Origin of the sequence: Hymenobacter busanensis (assembly GCF_008727865.1) — a bacterium.
Classification (GTDB): Bacteria; Bacteroidota; Bacteroidia; order Cytophagales; family Hymenobacteraceae; genus Solirubrum; species Solirubrum busanense.
On sequence record NZ_VTWU01000002.1, the window covers coordinates 244,104 to 259,005 of the forward strand.

Annotated in this window: 11 protein-coding genes; all 11 read left to right on the plus strand. The window is 57.6% G+C overall.

Annotated features, from left to right (window positions below):
* Positions 1-6: 6 nt before the first annotated feature.
* The 11 genes from F0P96_RS05525 to F0P96_RS05575 all read left to right on the plus strand — a co-directional run bounded on the left by F0P96_RS05525 (position 7) and on the right by F0P96_RS05575 (position 14,831).
* Positions 7-591: an NUDIX domain-containing protein gene (locus F0P96_RS05525; RefSeq protein WP_151077825.1), complete on the plus strand. Its 585-nt coding sequence runs from the start codon at positions 7-9 to the stop codon at positions 589-591.
* 78 nt (positions 592-669) lie between these two features.
* Entirely contained in the window at positions 670-1,500 is an 831-nt protein-coding gene (locus F0P96_RS05530; protein WP_235917396.1) for a lysophospholipid acyltransferase family protein, read from the plus strand.
* A gap of 13 nt (positions 1,501-1,513) precedes the next feature.
* Positions 1,514-1,801 (plus strand): Asp-tRNA(Asn)/Glu-tRNA(Gln) amidotransferase subunit GatC, encoded by a 288-nt coding sequence (gene gatC / locus F0P96_RS05535; protein WP_151077826.1) that lies wholly within the window; start codon positions 1,514-1,516, stop codon positions 1,799-1,801.
* A 3-nt stretch (positions 1,802-1,804) separates the two neighbouring features.
* Positions 1,805-4,519 carry a hypothetical protein gene (locus tag F0P96_RS05540; RefSeq protein ID WP_151077827.1) on the plus strand — a complete coding sequence of 905 codons (2,715 nt, stop codon included), beginning with the start codon at positions 1,805-1,807 and terminating at the stop codon, positions 4,517-4,519.
* A gap of 11 nt (positions 4,520-4,530) precedes the next feature.
* The gene (locus tag F0P96_RS05545) at positions 4,531-5,256 is read left to right on the plus strand and encodes an ABC transporter ATP-binding protein (RefSeq protein WP_151077828.1); all 726 of its coding nucleotides are present in this window, start codon (positions 4,531-4,533) and stop codon (positions 5,254-5,256) included.
* Positions 5,257-5,376: 120 nt separating this feature from the next.
* Positions 5,377-5,925 (plus strand): cob(I)yrinic acid a,c-diamide adenosyltransferase, encoded by a 549-nt coding sequence (locus F0P96_RS05550; RefSeq protein ID WP_151077829.1) that lies wholly within the window; start codon positions 5,377-5,379, stop codon positions 5,923-5,925.
* A gap of 92 nt (positions 5,926-6,017) precedes the next feature.
* On the plus strand, positions 6,018-7,082 hold the full coding sequence (locus F0P96_RS05555) for a branched-chain amino acid aminotransferase (protein ID WP_151077830.1): 1,065 nt from the start codon (positions 6,018-6,020) through the stop codon (positions 7,080-7,082).
* Positions 7,083-7,238: 156 nt separating this feature from the next.
* Positions 7,239-8,316, plus strand: a protein-coding gene (gene prfB, locus F0P96_RS05560) for a peptide chain release factor 2 (protein ID WP_151077831.1) whose coding sequence is annotated in 2 segments (ribosomal slippage) — positions 7,239-7,289 and positions 7,291-8,316 — 1,077 coding nt in all. Because the reading frame shifts where the segments join, the coding sequence is not laid out codon by codon here.
* Positions 8,317-8,674: 358 nt separating this feature from the next.
* Complete coding sequence (locus F0P96_RS05565; RefSeq protein WP_151077832.1) at positions 8,675-11,842, plus strand: SusC/RagA family TonB-linked outer membrane protein; 3,168 nt, start codon at positions 8,675-8,677, stop codon at positions 11,840-11,842.
* Positions 11,843-11,909: 67 nt separating this feature from the next.
* Positions 11,910-13,397 (plus strand): SusD/RagB family nutrient-binding outer membrane lipoprotein, encoded by a 1,488-nt coding sequence (locus F0P96_RS05570; RefSeq protein ID WP_151077833.1) that lies wholly within the window; start codon positions 11,910-11,912, stop codon positions 13,395-13,397.
* 135 nt (positions 13,398-13,532) lie between these two features.
* A complete protein-coding gene (locus F0P96_RS05575; protein ID WP_151077834.1) occupies positions 13,533-14,831 on the plus strand; it encodes a cytochrome c in 1,299 nt (432 codons plus the stop codon).
* Positions 14,832-14,902 lie beyond the last annotated feature (71 nt).

Below are 14,902 nucleotides of genomic sequence, written 5' to 3' on the forward strand. Positions count from 1 at the left end.
TCGCTCATGCAAGCTCAACCCGACGAAACCCACAACCCCTGGCAAACGCTCAGCACACAGCCTATCTACCAGAACCCTTGGATCAGCGTGCGCGAAGACCAAGTGATTAACCCGGGCGGCGGGCGTGGCATCTACGGCGTGGTGTCGATGAAGAACAAGGCCCTCGGCATTGTGCCCATCGACGAGCACGGCAACACGTGGCTGGTGGGCCAGTACCGCTACACGCTCAACGAATACTGCTGGGAAATTCCGATGGGTGGCGGCCCGGTAGAGCTAGACATCCTCGAATCGGCGCAGCGGGAATTGCTGGAAGAAACCGGCCTGCGCGCCCACCGCTGGACCAACATTGCCCGCCTGCACACTTCCAACTCCGTAACCGACGAAGAGGGGTTCGTGTTTCTGGCCGAGGAACTGGAACAAGGCGAGGCTGTGCCCGAGGAAACCGAGGAGCTTCACCTCTGGAAGCTGCCTTTGCACGAGGCGGTGGAAATGGTGATGAACAACCGCATTACCGACGCCATTAGCGTGGCCGGTTTGCTGAAGGCCGAGCGGGTGTTGGCTGCCCGCACCGGCCACAGTTCGGCCACGTAACGGCACTTAATGCAGACCGGGGAGCGTTAAGACCTCGTTTCTGCCCGGTCCATCCTTGTTGGTTGCTACCTTTGCACGATGCGTCGATTGTTGCGCTATATCGGTCACCGCCTATACACCACCTGGGCTACGTTCTGGTTCGTTATGCCGTTTGTGCTGACGTACCCGCTGCAGTGGCTCCTGAGCCGACGCCCGGCCGGGCATCGGTACATGCACGCGCTCAACCGCGTATGGGCGCTGCTCTTCATTCGCATGTGGGGCATTCCCGTCGATATCATTCGTAAGGCTCCCATGCCCACGGGGCCGTACGTGTACGTATCCAACCACAGCTCCTACATCGATATTCCGTTGCTGTTCAAGGCCATTCCGGGTTTTTTGAACATCATCGGCAAAAGCTCCCTGGCCAAGGTGCCGCTCTGGGGAACCATCTTCGGCAATACCTACATTACTGTCAACCGCGACAGTGTGGTGAGCCGGGCCCGCTCGATTGTGCAGGCCCGCAAGAGCCTGGAGGAGGGCCGTTCGGTCATCATTTTCGCCGAAGGCAAGATTTCGGACAAACCCGGTGAGGAGTTGATGCCCTTTAAAGACGGACCCTTTCAACTGGCCATTGCGGTGGGCGTACCGGTGGTGCCCATTACTATGCCCTACAACCACCACTTCATGCCCGATGTGAGCGGTTCGTTGCGGGTACGTTACGCGCCGCTCCGGGTGGTAATGCACGCACCTATTTCCACCCAGGGCCTTACCGCGGCCGATGCCCCCGCGCTGAGGGAACGGGTGCAAGGCATTGTAGCCAGTGCGCTGGATCCGGCCGCCGGCGGCATACCCGAGCCCAGCACTTGGCGTACCTTGGTGGCGCCGAAGCGCACTACGGCCCCAGCCGACGCGGTGCTGCCCAATTCTTAACGACTTCTTTCCGATGAGTACTGACCTGAATACCCTCCGCCAGCTGGCGCACTTGGCCCGTCTCGAATTTGATGAGCGCAACGAGCAAAAAATGCTCGGGGACCTGAACGAAATCCTGAACTGGGTGGAACAGTTGCGGGAGTTGGATACCACCCAAGTAGAACCCCTGGTACACCTCTCGCGCGAGCTAAACGTGCTGCGCGAAGACACGCCGCGCAACACCGTTTCGCACGCCGAGGGCCTGCTCAACGCCCCGCGCAAAGACAGCGACTATTTCCGCGTGCCCAAAGTATTGGAATAAGGCGTGCCCGAGCCCATTTCTTCACCGTCCCCGCTAGCCCGTTTTCGCGGCATTACCGCGCTGCTCGGCACGCTGGTGGTGTTGGCCTTGGGCTTGGCGCTGTATCAATTTCTCACGGGCAACGACCATACTCTGCCCGTGGGCACGGTGGCGCAGCTAACGCCCGTGCCCGTCACGGTGGCCCGTATTCCCACCGGCCTCGACAGCCTCGCGCTGCAGGTCAACGGCTACTTAGTGACCCAAACCCGCGACGTGGGCGGCCCCGAACTATGGCCCGCCGCCGCCACGCTGTGGGTGGTGTGGCTGGGGGTGGCCCTCACCGTTTGGCTGGCCGTCATCAGCACTTTGGCCCGCCCGGCGTTTCTGGGCGGCATGGTGGCCGTCATCTTCCTGCTCATGTCGCTCAATGTAGATGTGCTGGAGGTTTTCGGGGCGCAGCGGTATTTCCTGCTGGCCGCACTTATCCTGTTGGGCGGTGCGGCGTTTGTCTTGCAGGCGTTTCTGGAGCATGTTTCGCTCGGTCTGCGCCTAGTGCTGTTCGCAGTGCTGGTAGTCGGTTTGGGCGCTTTGCTCTACTGGCGGGCCCCGTTTCCGGCTGCTTATATCACCTTACATTTAGCCGCCTACGGCACGCTGGCTGGCGCCGCGGCCGTGGTGTTGCTGGCCCTGTGGGTTGGCGTTGAGCTGATCTTCGCCCTGCTGTGGTTCAACACGCAATCCGACAATCCCAAAAGCCGTTTCGGCCTGTTGCCGTTTGTGCTGACGAGCCTGCTGCTGTTGGGCTCGTTGCTGTTTTATTACCTAAACGGCGGCCAGCTTCAGATTTTTCCCGGTGGCATCTACCTCGACCCCTACCTGCTGGTGCTCTTGGCTGCCGTAGCAGGCTGGTGGGGCCTGCCTCAACGGGCCCGTACCTACACCGACTGGCTTCCCTACCCTGCCGCGGCCTTGCTCTACCTTACGTTGCTCTTGGTGGCCATAGCCTCGGCGGGCTACGCGGCAGCTACGGCCAACGGACCGGTGCTGTCGGCTAGTCGGGAGTTGGCGGCATTGGCGTTGCTGAGCGTGGGCGGGGCATTTTTCCTGTATCTGCTGCTCAATTTTGCACCGCTCATGCGCAAGCGGCTGCAGGTGTTTCGCGTGGCTTACGACCCACGCCGGCTGCCCTTTTATACCGTGTATCTATTGGCTGCCGCCGCAATGGGGGCTGTACTCGTCCGCAACAATGCGGATTTGATTGACCAAGTTCATGCCGGGCAATACGTGCAGCTGGGCGACCTTACCCGCTTCCAAAGCGAAGGCCAGCCCAACGACGAGTACTTAGCCTTGCTGGCCGAACGCTACTATGCCGAGGCCGACCAACTCGACCCGCGCAATGCCCGCGCCGCGCTGGGCCGGGCGGCTTTGTACCAAAGGCTGGCCCAGCGGCAAAACGAAATCAATATTCTGCGGCTGACGCTGGAGCGAGAGCCCAACGAAAAGGCCCTGTTGCGTCTGGCAGCCCGCTTCGACCAAGCCACCGACTTCTTCGAGCACCAGCAGATTCTGCGGCAGGGCCTGCGCAGCTACCCCGCCAGCCGGTGGCTCAACACCGAAATGGCGCAGCTCTACACCCGCTCCGCCCTCACCGATTCGGTGGTGTATTACCACCAGCGCGCCGTCGCCGTCGATGCCGACGACGCTGTGGCCCACACCAACTGGCTGGCCTTTCTGCTGAAAAACAACCAACTGCGCGGCGCTCAGGAAGCCACAGCCGCTCATCCATTGCCCTCTTGGCTGGCTTGGCAGAGCAACGACGTGCTTCGGCAACTTATGGCCGGCGCGAGCACCCCGTTACCGGCTTCCCAAACGAGCAATGATTCGGTGTTGACGGCCGCACAGTTTGCCCGCTTCTACCACGTTGGGCTCATGCGGGCCGCCCGCCGCGACACGGCCATGCTGCCCTCGTTGCGGCGCCTGCGTCAGCTACCGGCCAACGACGCCTTTGCCGACCAGCTGATTTTTCTACAGGCTCTCACGCAACTACGCAGCCAGGAACCGGCGCAGGGCTACAACCTGATGGAAACACTTGCAGCGGGCGACAACGGCGGTTACTTTCATCATGTACTCGGGCTTTACTTGCTGGAACGCGGCCTCTATGCTTCGGCGGCGCCGCGCTTCCAACTAGCCCAGCAAACCGGCGACGTCTCGGCCTCCTTGCCTCGTGCCTATGCTTTCGCCCTCAGTTCCCAGCCCGATTCGGCGCGGGCAGCGGCAAGCGTAGCGGCGGCTACGCCCGCGTTGGCGACGTCAGCAAAACGTTTAGTTGACGCCTTGCCGCTCCAGGCAAAACCGGTACCGTTTCAGCCGCTTGCCGCCCAATTCCGGCAAGCGGCGGGGCTCCCGAAACGCGCTGCCGAAAACCAGTACCGCCGGTTGGTCGAGGTTGACCCGTTCTCCGAAACCGGCATTGTGCAAGCCGCCGATTTCTTCGCCGGCCAAGGTCAATACCTAGCGGCGTATGAGGCCCTGCGACGCGCCACGCAGTATAATCCCGAGTCTACGGCACTTCTGCAGCGGTTTGCCTTAGCCGCCGCCGACGCTGGTTTGGTTCAATACGGCGACCAAACAGTAGCCAAATTGCGCCCATTGCTTCCAAGCGCGGAATATATTACCTTTCAGCGCCAATACGACAAGCGGCGCGCCGTCCACCGGGCCGCCGCAGCACCCTGGGACTAAAACCACGCGCCATGCTGCCGCCTGTCATCGACACGTCCGAAATTTCCAAAATGTACCAGATGGGTACCGAGCGCATCCATGCGCTCCGTTCCATCACCATTCGCATTCAGCGAGGGGAGTACGTCGCCTTCATGGGCCCGTCGGGCTCGGGCAAATCCACGCTCATGAACATCGTGGGCTGTCTGGACACCCCCACATCGGGGTCCTACGTGCTCAACGGCAAAGACGTCAGTCGCATGACCGACAACCAGCTGGCGGAGGTACGTAACCGCGAAATTGGGTTCGTTTTCCAGACGTTTAACCTGCTACCTCGCGCCACCTCGCTCGATAACGTAGCCCTGCCGCTCATCTATGCCGGCTACAGCAAATCGGAGCGCGAAGAGCGGGCCATGGAGTCGTTGCGCTCGGTAGGCCTAGCCGACCGCGCCAAGCACAAGCCCAACGAACTGTCGGGCGGGCAGCGCCAGCGTGTGGCCATTGCCCGTGCCTTGGTCAACGACCCGAGCATCATTCTAGCCGACGAACCGACCGGTAACCTCGACAGCAAGACCAGCTACGAAATCATGGACTTGTTTGAGGCGCTCTATGCCAAAGGCAACACCATCATCATGGTTACCCACGAAGACGATATTGCCCACTACGCCCACCGCATTGTGCGCCTGCGCGACGGGCTTGTGGAAAGCGACAACGTCAACGAAAACGTAGCCTCGCACCACGCCGCCATGCGCGGCGTATAGCACCCGCTCTTTCTCCATTTCTTTTGATGCCTCAACCCGGCCCGTTGAGGCATTATTTTTTGCCTGTTACCTTCGAAGTCGCTAACGTTCGTTAGCTTTCATTCTCTTTCACCTTCCGCTGTGAAAATTTATACCCGCACCGGCGACAAAGGCCTCACTTCCCTCATAGGCGGCACGCGCGTGCCCAAGTCGAGCTTGCGCATCGAAGCCTACGGCACCGTCGACGAGTTGAACTCCTGGATTGGGCTGGTGCGCGACCAGGATGTGTGCGCTCTATACCGCCCCCTGCTGAAGCAGATTCAGGACCGCCTTTTCACCATCGGGGCCACGCTGGCCTCCGACCCCGAACGAGCCCGCATGGCGCTGCCCGACTTGCACGATGCCGACGTGCTGGTACTGGAGCAGGAAATGGACCGCATGAATGATATTTTGCCCGAGTTGCGGCATTTTATTCTGCCCGGCGGGCACCCCTCGGTTTCCTACGCCCACGTCGCCCGTTGCGTGTGCCGCCGCGCCGAACGCCTCGCCATTTCCCTGCGCGAAGAATCCTTCGTGCCCGATTTAGTGGTAATGTACCTGAACCGCCTGTCGGATTACCTGTTTGTATTAGCCCGCCTGATGTGCCACGACCTCGGCAGCGAGGAAATTACCTGGCAACCGCGGGGCTAACGGAAGCGTTTCAGCCTTATTCCCCCTTTTAGGCTGTATCTTCCTTACCCCCTACCCACCTTTCCCCTCTCTCCATCTCCTTCTCGCTTGTCATGACTGAAACTCTGACGATCAATATCCACCGTAGCCCGGTTTCCCGGCTGGGCGAACTGGATCCTGCGAACATTGAATTCGGCAAACTCTTTTCCGACCACATGTTTGCGGTCGATTTTGTAAACGGAGAGTGGCAGGAGCCTCAGATTGTTCCCTACGGCGACATGGCGGTGAGCCCCGCCAACTCGGCGCTGCATTACGGCCAAGCCATTTTTGAGGGCATGAAAGCTTACCGCACCGCCCAAGGCGGCGTGGCACTGTTTCGCCCGCTGGACAACCTGCTCCGCCTCAACGCCTCGGCCGAGCGCATGTGCATGCCCGCTCTACCCGAGGAACTCTTTATGCAGGGCCTCACCCAACTCGTTCGCCTCGATGCCGCCTGGGTGCCCGAAGCCGCCGATACCGCCCTCTACATCCGGCCCTTCATGTTCGCCACCGACGGTTTGTTGGGTGTGCGGCCCTCTGATACTTACCGCTTCATGATCATCACCTGCCCGGTGGGTGCTTTCTACAACAAGCCCCTGCGGGTACGCTTTGAGGAGAAATACGTACGCTCCGCCGAAGGAGGCGCTGGTTACGCCAAGAATGCCGGCAACTACGGCGCCGCTATGTACCCTACCAAGTTGGCTCAGCAGCAAGGCTACAACCAACTCATCTGGACCGATGCTTCCGAGCACCGTTACGTAGAGGAATCGGGTACGATGAACGCCATTTTCGTCATCAACAACCGCATCATCACCCCGGCCCTCAGTTCCTCCATTCTCGACGGTATAACCCGCCGCAGCGTGTTGCAACTGGCCCGTGACTGGGGTATGCCCGTAGAGGAACGGAAAGTATCAACGCACGAAATTATCGAGGCCCTTCAAACAGGCACTCTGCAAGAGGCATTTGGCGTTGGAACGGCTGCTACCATTGCCCCTATTACTGCCATCGGCTACGAGGGCCACGATTACGAATTGGCCGCTGTAGATAACAGTGCTTTCTCGCGGCGGGCGGCGGCGGCGCTACAAGCTATTCGCACCGGCGAAGCCGAGGATTCTCACCGTTGGATGGTGGAGGTATAATCCTCTCCGCTAGCTGCTTCTCGTGCCGCCCGTTGTTTGCCCATAGCAAGTAGCGGGCGGCACTGCTTTCAACGGTGTACATTTACTTTTCTGCTTGGCTGCCGCAGCTTGCTGCGGTGCGCTAAAGTTTCGTTTAACCCCGCTACCCTTTCGCTCATGACATTGGAGCAAGTGAAAGACTTGAGGGGCCGTGTGGAGGCCCTGAGGAGGTATCTTTGACTACGATGCCCGCAAAGAACACGTACTGGCTGTAGAAGCTCAGAGCCAAGCGCCCGGTTTCTGGGATGATTCGCGACAAGCCGAACTCACCTTGAAGGAGCTCAAGTCGGTGAAAGTGTGGACCGACGACTACGAAGCTGCTGCCAAAGCAATGGACGACGTGGACGTGCTCTTCGACTTCTACAAGGAAGGCGAAGCCACCGAGCAGGAAATGCGCGCTGAATACGACCACGCGCTGCAAACCGTCGAACAATTGGAGTTCAAGCGCATGCTTTCCGACGAGGAAGACCAGTTGTCGGCTATCATCGACATCAATCCCGGCGCCGGCGGAACCGAAAGCCAGGACTGGGCCGAGATGCTGATGCGCATGTACATCATGTGGGGTGAAAAGCACGGCTTCAATGTGCGCCAAGTGAGCTATCAGCCGGGCGAAGGCGCTGGAATAAAATCTGCTTCTTTGGAAATTGAAGGTCAGTTTGCCTATGGGTACTTGAAAAGTGAAATCGGCGTGCACCGCCTAGTTCGCCTTTCCCCCTTCGATTCCAGTGGCCGCCGACACACGTCGTTTGCATCTGTCTTTGCCTATCCAGTAGTCGATGACACCATCAAAATCGAGGTTAACCCCGGAGATATTGAATGGGACACATTTCGTGCGGGTGGAGCTGGCGGCCAAAACGTGAACAAAGTAGAAACAGCTGTGCGCCTGCGGCACAAGCCCTCTGGCATCGTTATCGAGTGCCAGATTGAACGGTCGCAGCTCATGAACAAAGAGCATGCGTTGCGCATGCTTCGTTCGCGTTTGTACCAGCAGGAATTAGACAAGCGCAATGCTGCTAAAGCCGAGGTAGAAGCTGGCAAAAAGCGGATTGATTTCGGCTCCCAGATTCGGAATTATGTACTGCACCCTTACAAGCTGGTGAAAGACCTTCGTACTGGCATTGAGCGCAGCGACGTGCAAAATGTGCTGGACGGAGATTTAGATCAATATATAAAAGGGTACCTTATGGAAAATTAACTTCTTGAGCATCTATCTACTGAAGCCGGCCTTAAACGGGTATTAACAACAAAGGTTTCTCCAAATATTGCCTGCCTATTTATTACACAATTGCTGTAATTATATACCCCTTTTATTATTATAAATAGCCTAGCTTTTTTGGAATTTTAGATCCAACTGCTTCTTTCAAAAAGTTTATTATGCCAACACTTTTCTTGATATAATTTTACAAAAAAGCCTTATATTGACATAGCACCTGTTGGTATTCCAATACAGCTATGTCGAGTTGTTAAGTCCCTTTTTGCGGTTTCAAGTTGTAAATTCTATTATTGCTTACAGAACCTTCACTCACCATTCACTCACCAAACCCAAAATCCTCATGAAGAAAACTTTATTTATGGCCGGCTTGCTCACCACTAGCCTGTTGCAACAGGCGGAGGCGCAAGTGCGGACCATAACCGGTCGGGTTACCGATGCGGAGACCAACACAGGATTGCCTGGTGTAACTGTACTCGTTAAAGGCACTCCTACCGGTACTTCCAGCAACTCGGAAGGTCAGTTTACGCTTGAAGTGCCTGCAAATGCTACCACCTTGGTATTTAGCTTTGTAGGCTACACCACCGTGGAGCGCCCCATCGGTAACGCCAGCACTATCGACGTGCGCTTGGCCACCGACACCAAGCAATTGGGCGAGGTAGTGGTAACGGCCCTGGGCCGTGAGGAAGAGAAAAAGTCTCTGGGCTACTCCGTACAGGATGTTAAGGGTGCCGATCTGACCCAAGCGCGCGAAACCAACGTGGTTAACTCGCTGCAGGGCAAAGTAGCCGGCGTGCAGATTTCGAACAGCTCGGGCCAGCCCGGCAGTTCGTCGCGTATCGTAATCCGCGGTGCCAAATCGGTTACCGGCAGCAGCCAGCCGTTGTTCGTAATTGACGGTCAGCCGATCGACAACTCGAACTTCGCCAACAGCGGCCCCAACGGCGGTGTTGACTACGGAAACGCAGCCTCCGACATCAACCCCGACGACATCGAGAGCATGACGATCCTGAAAGGCGCTAACGCAGCGGCTTTGTACGGTTCGCGCGGTGCCAACGGTGTTATTGTCATTACCACGAAATCGGGCCGCAAAAACCGTGGCTTGGGTATTTCGATCAACAGCACCACGACGTTTGAAACGCCGCTGAAGCTGCCTGAGTACCAGAACGAATACGGCCAAGGCAACGCGGGCGAATTCGAGTTTGTGGACGGCCAAGGCAGCGGTACCAACGACGGTGTGGATGAAAGCTGGGGTCCCAAACTGGACGGCCGCCTGATTCCGCAGTTCAACTCGCCGGTAGTGAATGGCGTACGCCAGGCCACGCCGTGGGTAGCCCACCCCGACAACGTGAAGAACTTCTTCGAGACGGGCCGTACGCTGACCAACAACGTGGCCCTGTCGGGCGGCAACGACAAATCGGGTATCCGGGTGTCGTACACCAACCTCGACCAGAAAGGCCTACTGCCCAATACGTTCCTGCGCCGCAACACGGTGAACGTAAACGGTGGCACCGACATTACCGACAAGTTCAAGGTTAGCACGAACATCAACTACTCGGAAACGCGTGGCCGCCGCCCGCAGCTGGGCTACAGCTCCCAGAACCCGATGCAGCAGTTCGTGTGGTTTGGCCGCCAGGTAGACATCAGCGAGCTGAAGAACTACAGCAAGCCGAACGACATCAGCGGTACCAAGTACAACTGGAACTACAACTACCACAACAACCCGTACTTCACGCTGTACGAAAACCAGAACAACGACCGTCGTGACCGGGTAATTGGGAACCTGACCCTGACCTACTCGCCGGTGCAGTGGCTGACGTTGACGGCTCGTACGACCAACGACTTCTACAACCAGATCAACACCCGCCGCATCGGTCTGGACGACATCGAACAAACCATCAACGACGACTACACCGAAGACAAAATCTTCGTGTTGGAGCGTAACACCGAATTCCTGGCTACCATCAACCGTAACATCACGGAGGATATCAACCTGGACGTGCTGGTGGGCGCCAACCGTCGCGACAACCGCCAGGAGTACAGCTCCATTGCAGCTCCTGACTTGGCGGTTCCGGGCTTGTTCAACCTGAGCAACTCGTCGAAGCCGCTGGCATTCAACACGACGAGCAACAACAACACGGCCGTTTTGAACCCCATTTCAAAGCGCCGGGTGAACAGCTTGTACGGTTCGGCGAAAATCGGCTACCGCAACTTCGCGTTCTTGGGTGGTACGGTTCGTAACGACTGGTCCTCGACCTTGTCGCCCGACAACAACTCTTACTTCTACCCGTCTATCGACGGTAGCTTCGTAATCACGGAGGCCCTGGGCATCGAAAACTCGCCCTTGTCGTTTGCCAAAGTGCGTGCTGGCTACGCCGAAGTAGGTAACGATACCAACCCGTACAACCTGCGCAACTACTACCTGATCAACCAGCCGTACGGCGGCGACCCGGCAGTAACGGTAGGCAACACCCTGCTCAACCCCGACCTGAAGCCGGAGCGCACCAAGTCGCTGGAAGCTGGCGTGGAAGTTCGCTTCCTGCAAGACCGCATCGGTCTGGAACTGACGGGCTACAAGACCAACTCTATCGACCAGATTCTGGCTGTGCCGGTTTCGGCTTCGACGGGTTACCTGGCTAAGAGCTTCAACGCGGGTAAAATCTCGAACCGCGGTATCGAGGCTATCCTGAACGTTGCGCCCCTGGCAGCCGACAACCCCTTCCAGTGGAACCTGACGGCCAACTTCGCCGCCAACCGCAACCGCGTTGACGAGTTCGACAAAGAAGGTCAGATCAAGACGCTGGTTCTGGGTACCACCTGGAGCATGAACGTAGAAGCTCGTGTGAACGAAACCTACGGCGCGTTCTTCGGCAACGACTTCCTGCGCGTGAAAGAAGGTCAGTACGCTGGCCAGATCATTTACGACGAGGACGGCCTGCCCCAGAGCGACCCGACCCGCAAAGTGTTGGGTAACTACACGCCCGACTGGATTGGTGGCTTGAACAACGCCTTCAGCTACAAAGGCGTCAACTTCAGCTTCCTGATTGATACGCGTCAAGGTGGCGACATCTTCTCGGTAACCAACCTGTGGGGTAACTACGCCGGCACGCTGGCTACGTCGCTGCCCGGCCGCGAAGGTGGGATTATTGGCGAAGGCGTGAAGGAAAATGCCGACGGCAGCTTCAGCCCGAACGACATCAAAGCCAACGCTGAAGACTACTACAAAGCTCGCTACATCAACAGCATCCACACCTCGAGCATCTTCGATGCCTCGTTCGTGAAGCTGCGCGAAGTGAAGCTCGGCTACCAGCTGCCAAAATCCCTTGTTGAGAAAACTTTCTTGAAGGGCATTGGTGTTTCGGCAGTAGGTCGTAACCTGTGGATTATCCACTCGAATGCACCGAACATTGATCCGGAGTCGGCTTTCAACAACGGCAATGCGCAGGGCCTCGAGTTTGGTCAGATTCCCTCGACCCGTAGCTACGGTTTCAACATCAACCTGACTTTGTAATATGAAAACGGGTCGGCGTTTTTACCGGCGTCGACCTGCTTTCCTTCACACTTTGTTTCTTCCTACAATGAGTGCTTTTAACTACCGCAAGCTTGCCTTCGCCTTGCCGCTCGTCCTCGGGCTGGCCTCGTGCGATAAGGGGTTTGAGGGGCTGAACAAGAACCCCAACAACCCGGAAACGGCTAACCCCGCTTACGTTCTCACCAACGCCGAGCGCCAGAACATTTTCCGCCTGTTCGACGTGCCCGCCGCGCAGGACGGCTCGCAACTGATTGTGCAGCACTGGGCCAAGGTGCAGTACACCAACGAAGACCGTTACTCGTTCCGTCCGGCTTCCTACCAGAGCATCTGGGATGGTTTCTACAGCCAGGGCCTGCAGGACTTCAACGACATCATCCGCCAGGGCAAGGCGCAGAACAACCCCAACTACCAGGCCGTCGGCATGATCATGCGGACGTACTTCTTCTCGGTGCTCACCGACATCTACGGTGATATTCCGTACTCGGAAGCCGGTCGTTTGGCTGACAACATCATCACGCCCAAATACGACAAGCAGGAAGACATCTACACCGGCATGATTGCGGAGTTGAAAACGGCTAGTGCCTTGATCAACACGAGCGGTGCCGACATCAGTGGCGACGAAATCTACTTCGGCGACATGGCTGCGTGGAAAAAGTTTGCCAACTCGCTGCGCCTGCGCTTGGCCATGCGCATTGCCGACGCAAACTCGACCCTGTCGCAGTCTGCCGCAGCAGAAGCACTGGCCGCTGGTGTGTTTACCAGCAACGCCGACAACGCCCAGTTCAACTTCCTGCCCGCTTCGCCGAACAACAACCCGGTTAACGAAAACCGCAAGACCCGCGACGACCACCGCGTAAGCCGCACTTTGGTGCAGCGCTTGCTGAAGCTGAACGACCCGCGCATTGCCGTGTATGCCAACCACCCCGAGTGCGGTGATGCTAGCGCTCCGTACGGTGATTCGACGAACACCTACCGCGGTGTACGCAACGGCCTGACGAATGCTCAAGCCACCGGCCTGGGACCGTTCTGCGCTACCTCGAAAGTAGGCGACTACTTCACCGCAGGTGATGCTCCGGGTGTGTTGATGACCTACGCCGAGGTGCTGTTCTTCAAAGCCGAAGCTCTTGCCCGCGGTACTTACGGCATTACGGGTGATGCTACCACCGAGTACAAGAACGCTATTACGGCTTCGATGGAGCAGTACGGCATTTCTGCCGCTGATATTGCCACCTACTTGGCCCAGCCGGCAGTAAACGTGACCGTAACCGGCACCAACTTCAAGCAGGCCATCGGCGAGCAGAAGTGGATTGCACTGTTTGGCCAGGGCAACGAAGCGTGGTCGGAATACCGCCGCCTCGATTACCCGGTACTGCCCCTGCCCCGCAACCCCGTGGCAGCTGCTGGTGGCAAAATCCCGGTTCGTTTCCCTTACCCGGCCAACGAACAATCGGTTAACCAGGCCAGCTACGCTGCGGCTGTTGCCCGCCAAGGCGCCGACGGTTTGACCACCAAACTGTGGTGGGATAAAAACTAAGGTTCAACTTGGTTAAGCTTTAAAAGCCCCTCGGCGTTTGCCGAGGGGCTTTTTTATTCCCCAACGGAACCGGAAATCATGAGTAACTTTATCAACGGAACCGTTTCCCATTACTTCCCGGCTCCTACTTCTGTCTTGAGCGTACTCACTCGGCTGCTTTTCCTGGCTGCAATTATGGCGTGGCCTCTGGCCGGCTTTTCGCAAGGCCAGGCCATAACCTACACCCAACATATAGCCCCCATTCTGCAGGCCAACTGCGTGCCCTGCCACAAGCCAAGCGGCGCAGCTCCTTTCTCGCTGCTGACCTACAGGGATGCCGCTCGGAGGGCCAAGACCATTCAGGTGGTTACGCAAGCGCGCTATATGCCGCCGTGGAAGGCGGACAGTCATTACCGATCCTTCGCCAATGAGCGCCGCTTAACAGATGGCCAGATTGAGTTGATAAAGAAGTGGGCCGCTAATGGTGCCCCACAGGGCGCCGTGGCGAAAACTACCGCATTGGCCCACGCCGAAACCAAAGCCCCGAAGCCCGATTTGGTCTTACGCCCCAAGGAGGCGTACCGTATTCGGGGAAACAACACAGAGAATTTTGTGATGTTCAAGATTCCCGTGGACCTGCCCGCCGATCAGCCTGTTCGTGCCATTGAGTTCGTTCCGGGCAATCGGCGGCTGTTGCACCACGCCAATTACGCTATCCAAGCCGTAGATGCCAACACCGACATTTACCGGGGAAGCGACTACGTGCTGTCTGATCAGTTTCTGACCAATCTGGGCGAGTTTCAGCCGCTGATGGCGGACTTGGTGTACTACGGCGGCTGGATTCCGGGCTCGTCTATGCAAGAGTTTCCGAGCGGAGTGGGCTTTGCCCTGCCGCGTCGAGGAGTCATTTTGCTGACGGTGCATTACGGCGGTTCCGCCGTCGACACCTCCGACTGGTCGGCCATCAACGTGTACTTTGCCGCTCAGCCCGTAAAACGGGTGGTGCAAGCCGTCAGCATTGGGTCGGGAGGCATCGGTGAAATCACACCTCCGCTCATCATTCCCGCCGACAGCGTCAAGCGGTTTGAAGTAAAGCTGCGTACCAGCACCGATCTATCCTTGCTTTATGCCTGGCCGCACATGCACCTGCTGGGCAAATCCTACAAAGCGTGGGCCACCCTGCCGTCGGGCGAGGATGTGCCGCTGGTGCGAATACCGGCTTGGGATTTCCGTTGGCAGGAGTCGTACAGGTTCAAACAAATGCTTTACCTGCCTAAAGGCTCTGTTATAACGGTCCAAGGGGTTTACGACAACACCCGCAAAAACCCCAATAACCCGTTCAATCCGCCTCAGATGATTATTTCAGGTGGATTGATGGAATCCCGCAGTGAAATGCTGAACTTAATATTGCTATTCCTCCCCTACCAGCAGGGCGACGAACGAGTTACATTGTAAGGCGCAGTAAGGTTTTACATACAAGTCATTTACAGCTAATTACTCAAACAGCCACTTACAGCTCACGGCAA